Annotated in this window: 14 protein-coding genes; 5 read left to right on the top strand and 9 right to left on the bottom strand. The window is 74.8% G+C overall.

What is annotated here, in order from left to right:
• Window positions 1–2: 2 nt before the first annotated feature.
• From J5Y05_RS04575 to J5Y05_RS04565, 3 genes are read right to left on the bottom strand one after another with little or no spacing between them, the layout of a single operon-like run.
• Window positions 3–2,180 (bottom strand): 3-hydroxyacyl-CoA dehydrogenase NAD-binding domain-containing protein, encoded by a 2,178-nt coding sequence (locus J5Y05_RS04575; protein WP_210868430.1) that lies wholly within the window; start codon window positions 2,178–2,180, stop codon window positions 3–5.
• Window positions 2,181–2,236: 56 nt separating this feature from the next.
• Window positions 2,237–3,451, bottom strand: coding sequence for an acetyl-CoA C-acetyltransferase (locus J5Y05_RS04570; protein WP_210868429.1), 1,215 nt, complete (start codon window positions 3,449–3,451; stop codon window positions 2,237–2,239).
• Window positions 3,452–3,462: 11 nt separating this feature from the next.
• The gene (locus J5Y05_RS04565; RefSeq protein WP_247614265.1) at window positions 3,463–4,551 is read right to left on the bottom strand and encodes a CaiB/BaiF CoA transferase family protein; all 1,089 of its coding nucleotides are present in this window, start codon (window positions 4,549–4,551) and stop codon (window positions 3,463–3,465) included.
• Window positions 4,552–4,960: 409 nt separating this feature from the next.
• Between J5Y05_RS04565 and J5Y05_RS04560 the strand changes: the two genes are divergently transcribed.
• Both J5Y05_RS04560 and J5Y05_RS04555 read left to right on the top strand, forming a co-directional pair.
• The gene (locus tag J5Y05_RS04560; RefSeq protein ID WP_210868427.1) at window positions 4,961–6,139 is read left to right on the top strand and encodes a saccharopine dehydrogenase family protein; all 1,179 of its coding nucleotides are present in this window, start codon (window positions 4,961–4,963) and stop codon (window positions 6,137–6,139) included.
• A 108-nt stretch (window positions 6,140–6,247) separates the two neighbouring features.
• A complete protein-coding gene (locus J5Y05_RS04555) occupies window positions 6,248–6,436 on the top strand; it encodes a hypothetical protein (protein ID WP_210868426.1) in 189 nt (62 codons plus the stop codon).
• Window positions 6,437–6,441: 5 nt separating this feature from the next.
• On the opposite strand, the gene J5Y05_RS04550 is transcribed toward J5Y05_RS04555, so the two are convergent.
• Window positions 6,442–7,170 carry an endonuclease V gene (locus J5Y05_RS04550; protein ID WP_210868425.1) on the bottom strand — a complete coding sequence of 243 codons (729 nt, stop codon included), beginning with the start codon at window positions 7,168–7,170 and terminating at the stop codon, window positions 6,442–6,444.
• A gap of 137 nt (window positions 7,171–7,307) precedes the next feature.
• A complete protein-coding gene (locus J5Y05_RS04545; RefSeq protein ID WP_210868424.1) occupies window positions 7,308–7,637 on the bottom strand; it encodes a plasmid stabilization protein in 330 nt (109 codons plus the stop codon).
• Between the two features lie 214 nt (window positions 7,638–7,851).
• Between J5Y05_RS04545 and ssgD the strand changes: the two genes are divergently transcribed.
• Window positions 7,852–8,274 carry a spore wall synthesis regulator SsgD gene (gene ssgD, locus J5Y05_RS04540; protein WP_210868423.1) on the top strand — a complete coding sequence of 141 codons (423 nt, stop codon included), beginning with the start codon at window positions 7,852–7,854 and terminating at the stop codon, window positions 8,272–8,274.
• 87 nt (window positions 8,275–8,361) lie between these two features.
• On the opposite strand, the gene J5Y05_RS04535 is transcribed toward ssgD, so the two are convergent.
• Entirely contained in the window at window positions 8,362–9,066 is a 705-nt protein-coding gene (locus tag J5Y05_RS04535; RefSeq protein ID WP_307853699.1) for a GOLPH3/VPS74 family protein, read from the bottom strand.
• A 434-nt stretch (window positions 9,067–9,500) separates the two neighbouring features.
• Between J5Y05_RS04535 and J5Y05_RS04530 the strand changes: the two genes are divergently transcribed.
• Window positions 9,501–10,475 (top strand): acyl-ACP desaturase, encoded by a 975-nt coding sequence (locus J5Y05_RS04530; RefSeq protein WP_210868422.1) that lies wholly within the window; start codon window positions 9,501–9,503, stop codon window positions 10,473–10,475.
• Between the two features lie 55 nt (window positions 10,476–10,530).
• On the opposite strand, the gene J5Y05_RS04525 is transcribed toward J5Y05_RS04530, so the two are convergent.
• Complete coding sequence (locus J5Y05_RS04525; RefSeq protein ID WP_210868421.1) at window positions 10,531–10,776, bottom strand: WhiB family transcriptional regulator; 246 nt, start codon at window positions 10,774–10,776, stop codon at window positions 10,531–10,533.
• Between the two features lie 280 nt (window positions 10,777–11,056).
• Between J5Y05_RS04525 and J5Y05_RS04520 the strand changes: the two genes are divergently transcribed.
• The gene (locus tag J5Y05_RS04520) at window positions 11,057–11,845 is read left to right on the top strand and encodes a VOC family protein (RefSeq protein ID WP_210868420.1); all 789 of its coding nucleotides are present in this window, start codon (window positions 11,057–11,059) and stop codon (window positions 11,843–11,845) included.
• 32 nt (window positions 11,846–11,877) lie between these two features.
• Here J5Y05_RS04520 and J5Y05_RS04515 read toward each other — a convergent pair whose 3' ends face one another.
• Together J5Y05_RS04515 and J5Y05_RS04510 are read right to left on the bottom strand one after the other, a co-directional pair.
• Entirely contained in the window at window positions 11,878–12,948 is a 1,071-nt protein-coding gene (locus J5Y05_RS04515; protein WP_210868419.1) for a LacI family DNA-binding transcriptional regulator, read from the bottom strand.
• A 66-nt stretch (window positions 12,949–13,014) separates the two neighbouring features.
• A complete protein-coding gene (locus tag J5Y05_RS04510; protein WP_247614030.1) occupies window positions 13,015–14,133 on the bottom strand; it encodes a multicopper oxidase domain-containing protein in 1,119 nt (372 codons plus the stop codon).
• Between the last annotated feature and the right edge of the window lie 212 nt (window positions 14,134–14,345).

Raw genomic sequence — 14,345 nt, 5'->3', positions numbered from 1 at the left:
GGTCAGCGCCCGTCGGTGAAGGTCTCGCCCTTCTCCGCCTTCTCCACCAGCAGCGCGGGCGGCGTGAACCGCTCGCCGTAGCGCTCGGCGAGTTCCCGGGCGCGGGCCACGAAGCCGGGCAGGCCGCCCTCGTAGCCGTTGACGTACTGGAGGACGCCGCCTGTCCAGCCGGGGAAGCCGATACCGAGGAGGGAGCCGATGTTGGCGTCGGCGACGGAGGTCAGCACGCCCTCCTCCAGCAGCCGGACGGTGTCCAGCGCCTCGGCGAAGAGCATCCGCTCCTGGAGGTCGCGGAAGGGGATCTCGTGGCCGGGCCGGGTGAAGTGCTCCCGCAGTCCGGGCCACAGGCGGGTGCGCCGGCCGTCCTCGCCGTACTCGTAGAAGCCGGCGCCGCCGCTGCGGCCGGGGCGGCCGAACTCGTCCACCATGCGGTCCACCACGGCGTCGGCCGGGTGCGGGGTCCAGGTGCCGCCGGACTCCTCGACCGCCCGCCGGGTCTCGGCGCGGATCTTCCGCGGCAGGGTGAGGGTCAGCTCGTCCATCAGGGAGAGCACCTTGGCCGGGTACCCGGCCTGGGCCGCGGCCTGTTCGACGGAGGCGGGCTCGACGCCCTCGCCGACCATGGCGACGCCCTCGTTGAGGAAGTGGCCGATGACGCGGGAGGTGAAGAAGCCGCGCGAGTCGTTGACGACGATCGGCGTCTTGCGGATCTGCCGGACCAGGTCGAAGGCGCGGGCCAGCGCCTCGTCGCCGGTGCGCTCGCCCTTGATGATCTCCACCAGCGGCATCTTGTCGACCGGCGAGAAGAAGTGCAGTCCGATGAAGTCGCCCTGGCGTCCGACGCCTTCGGCGAGGGCGGTGATGGGCAGGGTGGAGGTGTTGGAGCAGAGCAGGGCGTCGGGGGCGACGACGTCCTCGATCTCCTGGAACACCTTGTGCTTGAGGGCGGTGTCCTCGAAGACGGCCTCGATGACCGCGTCGCAGCCGGCCAGGTCGGAGACCTCGGCGGTGGGCGTGATGCGGGCCAGCAGCGCGTCGGCCTCCTCGCGGCTGGTACGGCCCTTGGCGACCGCCTTGTCGCACAGGGCCCGCGAGTAGCCCTTGCCCCGGGTGGCGGCCTCCTCGGTGACGTCCTTGAGGACGACGTCGATGCCGGCGCGGGCGCAGGCGTAGGCGATGCCGGCGCCCATCATGCCGGCGCCGAGGACGGCCGCCCTGCGCACCTGGCGGGGCTCGACGCCCTGGGGGCGGCTCGCTCCGGAGTTGACGGCCTGGAGGTCGAAGAAGAACGCCTGGATCATGTTCTTCGCGGTCTGCCCGGCGGCCAGTTCGACGAAGTAGCGGGCCTCGATCTCCTGGGCGGTGGCGAAGTCGACCTGGGCGCCCTCGACGGCGGCGGCCAGGATGCGCCGCGGGGCCGGGTAGGGGGCGCCGTTGGTCTGCTTGCGCAGGGTGGCCGGGAAGGCGGGGAGGTTGGCCGCGAACTTCGGGTGGGCCGGGGTGCCGCCGGGGATGCGGTGGCCGGGCCGGTCCCAGGGCTGGGCGGACTCGGGGTGGGCGTCGATGAAGGCGCGGGCCCTGGCGAGCATGTCCTCGGGGCTGTCGGCGACCTCGTCGACCAGTCCGTTGTCCAGGGCGCGGCGGGGGCTGTACCGGGTGCCCTGGAGCAGCACCTTGAGCAGGGCGTCGGCGATGCCGAGCAGCCGCACGGAGCGCACCACGCCGCCGCCTCCGGGCAGCAGGCCGAGGGTCACCTCCGGCAGGCCGATCCGGGAGCCGGGCGCGTCGAGGGCGACGCGGTGGTGGCAGGCGAGGGCGATCTCGTAACCGCCGCCGAGGGCAGCGCCGTTGAGGGCGGCGACGACCGGCTTGCCGAGGGTCTCGATGCGGCGCAGCGCGCCCTTGAGGGCCATGCCGCCGTCGAACAGCTCCTGGGCGGTCTCCGGGGTGACGCGGATCAGGTCGCGCAGGTCGCCCCCGGCGAAGAAGGTCTTCTTGGCGGAGGTGACGATGACGCCGCGGATCGTGTCCCGCTCGGCCTCCAGGCGGTCGGCGACGGTGGCGAGGGAGGCGCGGAACGCCTCGTTCATGGTGTTGGCGGACTGGTCCGGGTCGTCGAGGACGAGGGTGACGACGCCGGTGTCGTCCTGCTCCCAGCGGATGGCGGTGCTCACGGTCATGGCGGGGTCTCCGTAGAAGTCTGGCGGGTGCGGGGCGCGCGGATGCCGCGGGGAGGTCAGAGGCGCTCGACGATGGTGGCGATGCCCATGCCGCCGCCCACGCACAGCGTGGCCAGGCCGTACCGCTTGTCCCGGCGCTCCAGTTCGTCGACGAGGGTGCCGAGGATCATCGCGCCGGTGGCGCCGAGGGGGTGGCCGAGCGCGATGGCGCCGCCGTTGACGTTGACCTTGTCCAGGGAGAGGCCCATGTCCTTCACGAAGCGCAGGACGACCGCCGCGAACGCCTCGTTGATCTCGACGAGGTCGATGTCGTCGATGGTCAGCCCGGCCTTGGCGAGCGCCTTGCGGGTGGCCGGGGCGGGCCCGGTGAGCATGATGGTGGGCTCGGAGCCGGACACGGCGGCGGAGACGATCCGCGCGCGGGGGCGCAGCCCGTGGCGCTCGCCGGTCTCCCGGGAGCCGATGGCGACCAGCGAGGCACCGTCCACGATGCCGGAGGAGTTGCCCGCGTGGTGGACGTGGTCGATCCTCTCGACCCAGTGGTACGTCTGGAGCGCGACGGCGTCGAAGCCGCCGAGTTCGCCGATGTCGGCGAAGGAGGGCTTGAGCGCGGCGAGGGAGTCGGCGGTGGTGCCGGGACGGGGGTGCTCGTCGCGGTCGAGGACGGTGAGGCCGGCGCGGTCGCGGACCGGGACGACGGACCGGTCGAAGCGGCCCTCCTTCCAGGCGGTGGCGGCGCGCTCCTGGGAGAGGGCCGCGTACTCGTCGACGTCGCGGCGGCTGAACCCCTCGATGGTGGCGATGAGGTCGGCGCCGATGCCCTGCGGGACGAAGTTGGTGGCGAGGTTGGTCATCGGGTCGTTGAACCAGGCGCCGCCGTCGGAGGCCATCGGCACCCGGGACATGGACTCGACGCCGCCCGCGAGGACGAGGTCCTCCCAGCCCGAACGGACCTTGGCGGCGGCCAGGTTGACGGCCTCCAGACCCGAGGCACAGAAGCGGTTCTCCTGTACGCCGGCGACGGTGTCGGGGAGTCCGGCGGCGAGGGCGGCGATCCGGGCGATGTCGGAGCCCTGGTCGCCGACGGGGCCGACGACGCCGAGCACGATGTCGTCGACGGCGGCCGGGTCGAGGCCGGGGAACCGGGCGCGGATCTCGTGGATGAGGCCGACGACCAGGTCGACGGGCTTGGTGCCGTGCAGGGCGCCGTTCGCCTTGCCGCGCCCGCGCGGGGTGCGGATCGCGTCGTACACATACGCTTCGGTGGTCACTGGCTGGCCTTTCACTGAGGGGTGTCTCGGGCGGGGTCCGGACCGGTGAGCCCGGGGAGGTCCCAGTCGCGGGCCACGGCCGCGGTGTCGGCGCCGGGCCGGGCGGGGCCGGTGCGGACGGCGGTGGGGGTCGCGGTGAAGCGGGGGGCGGGGGCGGGCTGGGTGAGGCCGCCGTGGTCGGTGAAGGTGCCGCGGGCGGCGAGGTGCGGGTGGTGCGGGGCCTCGCCGAGCGAGAGGACGGGTGCCACGCAGGCGTCCGAGTCCTGGAAGACGGCCGTCCACTCCTCGCGGGTACGGGAGCGGAAGCGGGCGGCGATCGCCTCGCGCAGGTCGTCCCAGCGGGCCGGGTCGTCGCGGCCGGGGGCGTCCGCCGGGAGGCCGAGGAGCCGGGTGAACTCGGCGTAGAACCGCGGTTCCAGGGCGCCGACCGCCATGTACCGGCCGTCGGCGGTCTCGTAGGTGCCGTAGAAGGGGGAGCCGCCGTCCAGGAGGTTGGCGCCGCGCCGGTCCTGCCAGGCGCCGGCCGAGAGCATGCCGTGGAGCAGGGCGGTCAGGTGGGCGGTGCCGTCCACGATGGCGGCGTCGACGACCTGTCCGGTGCCGGTGGCGCGGGCGTGGTGCAGGGCGGCGAGGACGCCGACGACGAGGTAGAGGGAGCCGCCGGCGAAGTCGCCGAGGAGGTTGGCCGGGAAGGGCGGCGGGGTGCCGGGGGCGCCGATCGTGCCGAGGGCGCCGGTGGGCGCGAGGTAGGTGACGTCGTGTCCGGCGCGTGGGGCGAGGGGGCCGTGCTGGCCCCAGCCGGTCATCCGGCCGTAGACGAGGCGGGGGTTGCGGGCGAGGCAGGGCTCGGGGCCGACGCCGAGGCGTTCGGCGACGCCGGGGCGCCATCCCTCGATCAGCACGTCGGCGCGGGCGGCGAGGGCGAGGACGCGGGCGGGGCCGTCGGGGGCCTTGAGGTCGACGAGGACCGAGCGCTTGTTGCGGTTGGTGACGTCGTGGGCGGGGTCGATGGCGAGGCCGACGCCGCCGGGCCGGTCGACGCGGACGACGTCGGCGCCGAGGTCCCCGAGGAGCATCCCGGCGAACGGCCCGGGGCCCATGCCGGCCAGTTCGACGACACGGACGCCGGTGAGGGGACCGTGGGGGGCGTGGGAGGTCTGTGGGGCCGGTGTGGCTTGTGGGGTAGGGGCGGGGTCGGGGGCGCGCGCGTCCCCTGGGCCCGCGGCGTCGTGCGCCGTCGCGTCCGTCTGCGGTGTCGTGCGCCTTGCCGTGGCCATCCAGCCCCCAGTCCGTGACACAACTGATGTAACACCGGTGATGCTAGGAACGTGCCCGGACCGGCACAAGAGCCGGCCGAGCAAGCGCTTAGCCCATTATGGCCGGGACGGGCGCCGCGCCGGCCGATGCCGGACCCGTCCCACGGCTCCCGCGCCGCTCACGCTAGCCTCAGCCACCGAGAACGGCGCGTGGTACGCAGCCGGGCGCCGCCGCGGGCCGAAAAGGGGTGTCATGGACAGGCTAAACAGGGCGGATCGGCCGTACGACGTCGTGCTCTTCGGGGCGACGGGCTTCGTCGGCGAACTCACCGCGCGGTACCTCGCCGCACACGCGCCCGAGGGAGTGCGCTGGGCGGTCGCGGGGCGCGACGAGACGCGGTTGCGGCGGCTCGTCGAGGGGCTGCCGGGACCGTCGGAGCCGGGGGTGCTGCGGGCGGACTCCTCCGACCCGGACTCGGTGCGGGCGCTCGCCGGGGCGGCCCGCGTGGTGGCCACGACGGTGGGTCCCTACCTCAGGCACGGCGAGGCGCTGGTCGCGGCCTGCGCGGACGCCGGCACGGATTACCTGGACCTGTCCGGGGAGCCGGAGTTCGTCGACCTGATGTACGTACGGCACGACGCGCGGGCGCGCGAGACGGGCGCCCGGCTGCTGCACGCCTGCGGTTTCGACTCCGTACCGCACGACCTGGGCGTGTACTTCACGGTCCGTCGGCTCCCGGAGGGCGTGCCGCTGACCGTGGACGGTTTCGTCACCGCCGACGCCCGCTTCTCCGGCGGCACGCTCGCCTCGGCGCTGGGCCAGTTCTCGCGCGGGCGGCACCTGCGGGACGCCGCCCGGGACCGCCGGCGCCACGAACCCCGCCTGGTGGGGCGGCGCGTGACGACGCCCTCCGGCGCCCCGCACTACGCCGGGGAGGTGGGGGCGTGGGCGCTGCCGCTGCCGACCATCGACCCGCAGATCGTGCGGCGTTCGGCGAAGGCCCTGGACCGCTACGGCCCCGACTTCCGCTACCGGCACTTCGCCGCCGTACGGACACTCCCCGTGGCCCTCGGCGCACCGGTGGCCGCGGGGGCGCTGCTGGCGGCGGCGCAGGTCCCGGCGGTGCGGAAGCTGCTGTCGGAGCGGCTGGCGCCGGGCGAGGGGCCCGGCGAGGAGCGGCGGGCCCGGAGCTGGTTCCGGCTCCGCTTCGTGGGCGAGGGCGGCGGCCGGCGGGTGTTCACCGAGGTGCCGGGCGGTGACCCGGGCTACGAGGAGACGGCCGTGATGTTCGCGGAGGCGGCCCTCGCCCTCGCCCTCGACGACCTGCCGCCGACCTCCGGCCAGGTCACGACGGCGGTGGCGATGGGCGACGCCCTGACCGAGCGCCTGATCGCGTCGGGCATCCGCTTCCGGGTCGCGGCCGACCGCTGACCCACCGGGCGGCGGCCCGGCTGGGAGCCCCGCCGCCGCCCGGGGCGGTGACCTGGCTCCGGCCGAATCCGGTGTCCCGGGACGGAGTTCGATGAAACCATCGACGGCATGAGATTCCTGCTCGACATCACCCTGGACGAGGGCGCGCTCGCCGAGGACCCGGCCGGCGAACTGCAACGCATCCTGCGCTACTGGGGCGGCAACCTCCACCACTACGCCCTTAACCCCGGCGACGGCTCCCCGGTCTACGACTCCGCCTACCGGGAGGTGGGCCGCTGGAGCATCGAGGAGGGCTGAGCCTCTCACCTGGCCGAGGGGCGGGGCGAGGGCTGGGCGCCGGGCGGGCCGAGGGCCTCCCGCAGGGCCGCGCGGCAGAGGGCGTCGGCCTTGCGGGTGGTTTCCGGAAGGCGGTGGGCCGGGGTCAGCGCCAGGGTGTGCGCGCAGGCGTTGTCGAGGTCCACGCGGTGGCCGACGGAGACGAAGACCGGCTTGACGGCGTCCCGGGTGCGCAGCGCGCGCCCGACCTCCTCGCCCCCGTCGAGGAGCGCGGAGGCGCTGCCGCGCGGGGCGGCCGGGGCGGCGTGGGCGAAGGTGAACGGGTTCTTGGCGACGCCGATGGCGGGCAGTCCCGTGAGCACGCCCAGGTGGCTCGCCAGGCCGAAGCGGCGCGGGTGGGCCAGCCCGTAGCCGTCGCAGACGATCAGTCCGGGCGGCCGGGCCAGGGCGTCGAGCGCGGCGAGGACGGCGGGCAGTTCCCGGAAGGCGAGCAGTCCCGGCACGTACGGGAAGGCGACCCGCCCGACGGCGGTGGCCTCCTCGACGACCTCCAGGGTCGCCGCGTCCAGGACGACGGCCGCCGCGGCGACGACGTCCCGTTCGTCGTCGTAGGCGACGTCCACCCCGGCGACGCGGACCGTGCCGGGCGGCGGCCCCGCCTCGTCGCGCACGACGCGGGTCCGCAGCGCGTCCTGCGCGGCGCGTGCCTCCCGCTCGGTCGCGGGCCAGCCTTCGGGGATCTCCGCGGTCGCCATGGTGAGGCCGAGCGTACGGGGCGGCCCGGGGCGGCCGTACGAGGGGGGCCGCCCGCCGGGGGCCTGCTTGCCCGGGGCCTGCCCGCCGGGGGCCTGCTTGCCCGGGGCCTGTCCGCCCGGGTCCTGCCCGTCGGGGTCTACTTGTCGAGGGCCTTGCGCAGCTCCTTCTTGTTCATGGCCGAACGGCCGTGCACGTCGCGGCGTTTGGCCTCCTCGTAGAGCTGGTCGTAGGTGGGCCCCTGGGGGCCCTGGCGCCTGCCCGCGCGCCGGCCGCCCCGCTCGCCGGAGGACATGTCCTCGGTCGAGACGCGGCTCGCGGTCCGGGACTCGCCGGAGCGGGCGCGCTCCTTGTTCACGGTCCGCGCCGCGATCTCCTCGGCCCGGGACGCGCTCTCGCCCCGGTCGCGCGCGCTCTGCTTGATGTGCTCGTACTGACGCTCCCGTTTGGGGCTCGATCCGCGTGGCATGTCCGGTCCTTTCCTCTCGTCCCTGGGGACCGGATACCCACCTTCCGGACGAACACGACACCCCGCGCGGTACGTGGCGGCGCGGGCGCATGAACGCGGTGACAGAGGTCACCCGGACAGGGTGTGCACGGACCGGCGGATTCCGACGTCTCCTCCAGTGCCCGGACCGCACCACCCCCCGTCAGCCGTCCAGCCGTCCCGAGGGAGCCAGGCGTTGTCCACCGTCATTGAGCAGTCCGTCGAGGCGCGACTCGTCGCCGCCGCCCCCCGTATGCCGAACATCCCCGCCACGCTGCGCTACGACCGGAACGACCCGTTCGCCGTACGGATGACGTTCCCGGCTCCGGCCACCCTGGAGGGCGTGGAGGTCTGCTGGACCTTCTCCCGCGAACTGCTCACCACCGGGATGCGCGAGCCCGGCGGTCTGGGCGACGTACGGGTGCGGCCGTACGGGTACGACCGGACGGTCCTGGAGTTCCACGCGCCCGAGGGGACCGCCGTCGTGCACGTCCGCTCCGGCGAGCTGCGCCGCTTCCTGCGGGCCACCGGCGAACTGGTGCCGGCCGGCGCCGAACACCTCCACCTGGCCCTGGACCACGAGTTGGCCGAGCTGATGGGGGGCACCGGGACCTGCTGACGGTGTCCCGCGGCTGACGGTGCGGGCCGGGCCACGGCACCCCGGCCCGCACCGCGCGCGCCCTCCACCGGCCGCCGGGGCCGCCCCTCAGCCGTCCGCCGGGGCCGCCTCGTGGGCGGGGCGGGCGCCCACCGCCTCCCGGAGGCCGCGGAGGACACCGGGCAGCCCGGGGGCGGACGCCGCGCCGAGCGCGGTCAGCCCCTCGACACGCCGCCGCCGCTCCACCGGGTCCCCCGACACGCCGAGGACGCGCAGCCGGGCGGCCTCCGCGAGGACGGCGACGACCGCGTCCCGCTCGGGTACGGCGGCGCACGGGACGGGTCCGTCCAGGACGTGCCGCGTCTCCTCGGCGAGCGCCCGCGCCACGCCCGGACACGCCAGCACGTGCTCCACGGAAGGGAACACGCCGAGGACACGCCGTTTCTCGGCCCTCAGGCAGCCCCCTGCCGTCAACTGCTCGCGGACGGCGTCGTAGGTGACCCGGGCGTAGAGCCGTACCCAGGTCCGCCAGCGGTGCGGCGGGGACTCGCGGACCAGGTCCAGGAGTCCGTCCAGGGCGATGTCCCCGGTGCGCGTGTCCAGGTCGGCGGGGGTGGCGATGCCGTCCGCGTCGGTGAGCAGGCCGCGCCGGGCGAGGTCGGCGAGGGCGCCGGCGCGCACGAGGCGGTGCCCTCCGGGCGTGTCGCCCGGCTCCGGCGCCGTGTCGTCCCAGGCGAGCAGGGAGAGCCGGGCCGGCACGGAGGGCGGGGGCAGGCGGGGCGGTTTCGGCGCGGAGCGCGGGCCGTCGGGCACGGGGGCCTCCTCGGGGCCGGGGACGCGCGGGCGGCCGGACGGTCCGCTCCGGCGCCCCCGTCGGACTCCTGCGGTGCGGGCACCGGCTCCCGGCGTCTCTGCGCGTGTGCCCCCGGCCGGGCCCGGCACGCGTACCGCCCCGGGCGGGCGCCGGTCCGCCCCGGCCCGCCGTGGGGCGCGCGGGGGTGTGAGGTGCCTCTCCCACGGCGCCCCGCCTTCTACGCCTCCCGGGTGGCCGTGTCACCCGTCCGGCCCCCGGGCCTGCGGCTCCCCGCCCCACCGCGCCGAAAGGGAGCCCCGCTGCTCAGCCTCCCTTACCGCGCGTTTAACCTACGGTCTCGTAACCTACGGTCTCGTAGCCTACGATCCCGTAGGTTTCCCGGCACCGCTCGCCGGTCCTTTCCGCTCTGTCGCACGTCCCCACTGGAGTACCCGTGACGCTCACCTCCCCGCACCTCGGCAATTCCGCCGAGTGGACCGATGCCCGCCTGCTGTACGCGCTGGAGGAAGTGGTCGAGAAGGAGCTGAACCGCCATCTGAAGGTCGCCAAGGACTGGATGCCCCACGAGTACGTGCCGTGGAGCGACGGGCGCAACTTCCCGGGCCTGTTCGAGGACGGCGAGCCCTGGGAGAAGGAGCAGTCCAAGGTCACCGAGGTCGGCCGGATCGCCCTGGTGGTGAACCTCCTGACGGAGGACAACCTCCCCAGCTACCACCACGAGATCGCCACCCTCTTCGGCCGCGACGGCGCCTGGGGCACCTGGGTGCACCGCTGGACCGCGGAGGAGGGCCGGCACGGCATCGTCATGCGCGACTACCTGCTGGCCTCGCGCGCGGTCGACCCGGACAAGCTGGAGCAGTTCCGGATGGCCCACATGAGCGAGGGCTTCGAGTCGGACAACCGGCACTCGATGCTGCACTCGGTCGCGTACGTCGCCTTCCAGGAGCTGGCGACCCGCATCTCGCACCGCAACACGGGCCACCAGTCCGGCGACCCGGTCTGCGACCGCATGCTGGCCCGCATCGCCACCGACGAGAACCTGCACATGGTCTTCTACCGGAACCTGCTGCGGGCCGCCTTCGAGATCGCCCCCGACCCGACGATGATGGCGGTGCGGGACGTGGTCGTGAACTTCCGGATGCCCGGCCACGGCATCCCCGGCTTCGAGCGGGCCGCCGCGCAGATGGCCATCGGCGAGGTCTACAACCTGCGCATCCACCACGACGACGTGATCCAGCCGGTGCTGCGCTTCCTGAAGATCATGGAGATCGACGGGCTCGGCCCCGAGGGCTGTCAGGCGCAGGAGGAGCTGGGGCTGTTCATGGGCGGTCTGGACGCCGAGGCATCCAAGTTCGACGAGCGGCTGGCGGCGCGCAAGGCCCGTATGGCGGCCCGCGGCAAGATCTGACGCCACCCTGCCGGACGCCGGGAGCCCGGTGGTCCGGTGCCGCGGCGCGCGCGGGTCAGCGCGTGCCGCGGCGCAGGGCGAGGCGTTCCTTCTCCGACAGCCCGCCCCACACGCCGAAGCGCTCGTCGTTGGCGAGGGCGTACTCCAGGCAGGCGGGGCGTATCGGGCACAGGGCGCAGATGCGCTTGGCGTCCCGTACGGAGCTTCCGGGCTCGGGGAAGAAGAACTCCGCCCCGGTCTGCGCGCACAGCGCCTCGTTCGTCCAGACGGGGACGGGCGCGATGGTCGTCTCGGTGTGCATGTCCTGGAGTGTTCACCGCGCCGAAAAACGTTCGCTCAACGCCGGATCAACGCCGCCGCGCCCAGGATCGCCGCCGCGCCCGCTGCCACGCGGCCCGGGGCGCCGGTACGGAGGTCGCGCGGGCCGGGCGCGGTCCCCCGGGCCCGGCCGGCCGCTCCCGCCGGTCCCCCACGGCATGCTCCCCCACGCCGCCTCGCGGAGCACGACGGCGCGCGCGAGCGCGGGCCAGGGGCGAGACTCGTACGGAGCGTGCCGCGGGACCCGTGCGAGGAGGGCCAAGATGCTCACCACCCGTTTCGTCACCGGCGCCCCCGACTGGATCGAGGTGGGCGTCGCGGACCCGGACGGCGCCGCCTCCTTCTACCGGGCACTGTTCGGCTGGCGGTTCCGTCCGGGGGCCGGCCCGGCGGACGGGGGTCTCTTCGAACGGGAGGGCGCGGTGGTGGCCGGCGGGCGGCGGACCGCGCAGGCCACCACCGCAGAGCCGTCGGCCTGGACGGTGTACTTCCGCAGCCCGGACCCCGAGGCCGCCGCCGAGATCTCCCGCCGGTCGCGCGGCGAGGTGCTGCGGGCGGCGGCGCGGGATGCCGAGGGGGCCGTCACGGCGCTGCTCCGGGACCGTACCGGCGCGGTGTTCGGCGTACGGCGGCCGGGCCGGCGGGCCGGGGTGGAGGCGGCCGGCGTGCCCGGCGCGCTGTGCTGGACCGAGCTGTACACGGCGGACGTGGCCGCGGCGGCGGCGTACTACCGCGCGGTGCTCGGACTGGACACCTCGGGCGTGACCTTCCCGGGCGGCGTCTACACCTGCGTCGAGCCGGGCGGGGCGGAGGAGGAGGCGATGTTCGGCGGCTTGGCCGCGCTCGCCGACGATCCGGTGGAGACGGTGCCGCGCTGGCTGCCGTACTTCGCGGTCCCGGACACCGACGCGGTGGTCGCCCGGACGCTGGAGCTGGGCGGCGAGGTGCCGCTGCCGGCGACGGACGTCGAGGGCGTCGGCCGGCTGGCCCGGCTCGCCGACCCGTGGGGCGCCCGGTTCGCGGTACTCACCCCCGCGCCCCGGCAGGCGTGAGCGGCAGAGCCTCGCCGTAGGGCAGGGCCCGTTCAGGCGCTGGCGCGGCGGACCAGGGTGGTGGGCAGGACGACGCTCCGGGAGCCATCCGGCGCGCTGCCGGCCTCGACGTCCCCGACGCCACCGACGTCTCCGTCGTCGGCCGCGTGGTCGAGGTCGCGCAGCAGCAGGCGGGCCATCAGCCGGCCCATGCCCTCGATGTCCTGACGGACCGTGGTGAGCGGCGGGTCGGTCTGCTCGGCGACCGGCAGCATGTCGTCGAAGCCGACCACGGCCACGTCGTCCGGCACCCGGCGCCCGCTCTCCCGCAGCACCCGCAGGGCGCCGGCGGCGGTGAGGTCGTTGGCGGCGAAGACGGCGTCCACCTCGGGGCACCGGTCGAGCAGTTCGCGCATCGCCCGTTCGCCGCCGGCCGGGGTGAAGTCACCGCGGGCGACGGGCCCCGGCGCGTGTTCGCCGGCCGCGTCCCGGAACCCGGCGAGCCGGTCGGCCGCGGAGGTCTGGTCGAGCGGGCCGGTGATGTGGGCGACGCGGGTGCGGCCGAGCGCGGCGAGGTACCGTACGGCCTCGCGGGCGCCGCCGCGGTTGTCGCTGTCGACGTAGACCACGCCGCCCTGGCCGTCGTCCCAGTCGGGCCGGCCGCCGAAGACGGTGGGCACCCCGGCGCGGCGGACCAGTCCGGGCAGCGGGTCGTCCAGGTGCAGGGAGAAGACGAGGGCGCCGTCGACGTGTCCGCCCGCCAGGTAGCGGCCGACGCGGGCGTGGTCCTCGCGGCCCTCGGTGAGCAGCAGGACCAACTGGTTGTCGTGGGCGGTGAGTTCCTTGCTGATGCCGCGGAGCTGCTGGGCGAAGTAGGGGTCGGCGAAGACCCGGGTCTCCGGTTCGGCGGCGACGACGGCGATCGCGTCGTGCCGCCGGGTCACGAGGCTGCGGGCGGCCTGGTTGGGGACGTAGCCGAGTTCGTCCACGGCGTGCCGGACCCGTTCGGCGAGCGCGTCCCGCACCCCGTGCGCGCCGTTGACCACCCGGGACACGGTGGCGCGCGAGACCCCGGCCCGCGCGGCCACGGCCTCCAGCGTGGGGCGCGGGGCTGTCTCGCTCACTTGGGGCTCCTCGTCGGCGGCTGCGGATCAGAATAACCGCCGGCGCCCCGCGGACCTGGGGCCCCGTCAGTGCGCGTGACCGGGCGGGTGCCCGGACCCGGCCCGGGAACCGGACCCGTCGTCGGTCTCCGTACCGGCTCCGGACGCCGTGTCCGTGCCCGTCCCCGCCCCCGTTCCGGACGCCGATCCGGACCCCGACCCCGACGCGGCCCCCTTGCCCGTCCCCGACCCAGACGCGTGGGCGTGCTGGTCGTACCCCGGGATGGTCCCGTCCTCCTTCTTCACCAGGAACAGGCCGACCATCCCCATGTCGGAGTGGCTCTGCACATGGCAGTGGTACATCCACGCCCCGGCCCCGACGCCCTCGCCCGCGATCACCTGGAAGCCGAAGGAGTCGGCCGGGCCGACGATCTTGTTGTCGACGACGCGGCTGGGGTCGTCGGGACCGGTCAGCAGGCCGGTGCGGTTGTCCGCCCAGCGGTGACCGTGCATGTGGAAGGTGTGGTAGTACTCGCCGTGCGTGATCATCACGATCTCGACCCGGTCCCCCACGGTGGCCTCGAAGTCGGGGCCGGTGGGGCGGTTGTTGACGAGCATGTCGTTGAAGACGATCGTGTGCGTGGCGTCGGGCAGGACGTCGCCCTTGCGCCGGACGATCACCGGCCCGTACAGCCCCCGCCGGATGCCGCCGGTGCCGTGCTCGGTGCCGACGACGTGGTCGTGGTAGTGCCAGTAGCCCGCGCTGCCCGGCCGCCAGGTGCCGTCCTTGCGCCGGCCGGGGGTGTGGGTGCGCCAGGTGTAGGTGCGGGTGCCGCCGGGCTCGACGGCGCTGCGGTTCATGGTGGTGCCGTCGCTGGAGATCTCGTAGTCCAGGCCGTGGACGTGCAGGCTCGCGGTGACGTCCATCGTGTTCTGGAACTCGATGTGCAGCGTGTCGCCCTCGTTGATCTCGATCAGCGGGCCGGGGATGCTCGCCTTGCCCTTCTCCAGGCCGTAGCCCATCTGGCCGTCGGGCAGCTTCTCGGCGTACATCCTGAGGTGGCGCACCTCGCCGCCGGCCGGCGCGGTGCGGGCCGGAGCGGTGGCGTCGGGGGCGGCCCCGGCGCGCTCCGGCGCCAGGGACAACGATGTCGCCACGGCCGCGCCGCCCAGCAGCACGCGTCGGTTGAAGCCACGTCTGTCCATGCTCAACTCCCCACTCGGGTACGGGATTTGCCAAGTCGGAGCGTGATGGGCCGGCGAGGAGCCGGGGGAACCTGTGGGACGGTACCGGCTCGCGCCTTGTTTATCCACACTCAGGACAAAGTTAGTCCCCTTGCGGTCATACCTCTTGGCGAACCGCGCAAAGAGGTCTAGCTTCCATGGCGCTGTCGCCGCGACCGAGGAGGGGTGAGTGA

This window comes from Streptomyces tagetis, assembly GCF_018069565.1.
In the GTDB taxonomy this organism is placed as follows: domain Bacteria; phylum Actinomycetota; class Actinomycetes; order Streptomycetales; family Streptomycetaceae; genus Streptomyces; species Streptomyces tagetis.
This window is presented reverse-complemented; position numbering and strand designations above follow the sequence as displayed.

Bases quoted from the DNA above. Each gene is read 5' to 3' on its own strand.
- J5Y05_RS04555 (WP_210868426.1), top strand. From the start codon at position 6,248: ATGAGATTCCTGCTCGACATCACCCTGGACGAGGGCGCGCTCGCCGAG.
- J5Y05_RS04565 (WP_247614265.1), bottom strand. From the start codon at position 4,551: ATGGGCCCCGGGCCGTTCGCCGGGATGCTCCTCGGGGACCTCGGCGCC.
- J5Y05_RS04520 (WP_210868420.1), top strand. From the start codon at position 11,057: ATGCTCACCACCCGTTTCGTCACCGGCGCCCCCGACTGGATCGAGGTG.
- J5Y05_RS04575 (WP_210868430.1), bottom strand. From the start codon at position 2,180: ATGACCGTGAGCACCGCCATCCGCTGGGAGCAGGACGACACCGGCGTC.
- J5Y05_RS04545 (WP_210868424.1), bottom strand. From the start codon at position 7,637: ATGCCACGCGGATCGAGCCCCAAACGGGAGCGTCAGTACGAGCACATC.
- J5Y05_RS04510 (WP_247614030.1), bottom strand. From the start codon at position 14,133: ATGGACAGACGTGGCTTCAACCGACGCGTGCTGCTGGGCGGCGCGGCC.
- J5Y05_RS04550 (WP_210868425.1), bottom strand. From the start codon at position 7,170: ATGGCGACCGCGGAGATCCCCGAAGGCTGGCCCGCGACCGAGCGGGAG.
- J5Y05_RS04560 (WP_210868427.1), top strand. From the start codon at position 4,961: ATGGACAGGCTAAACAGGGCGGATCGGCCGTACGACGTCGTGCTCTTC.
- J5Y05_RS04525 (WP_210868421.1), bottom strand. From the start codon at position 10,776: ATGCACACCGAGACGACCATCGCGCCCGTCCCCGTCTGGACGAACGAG.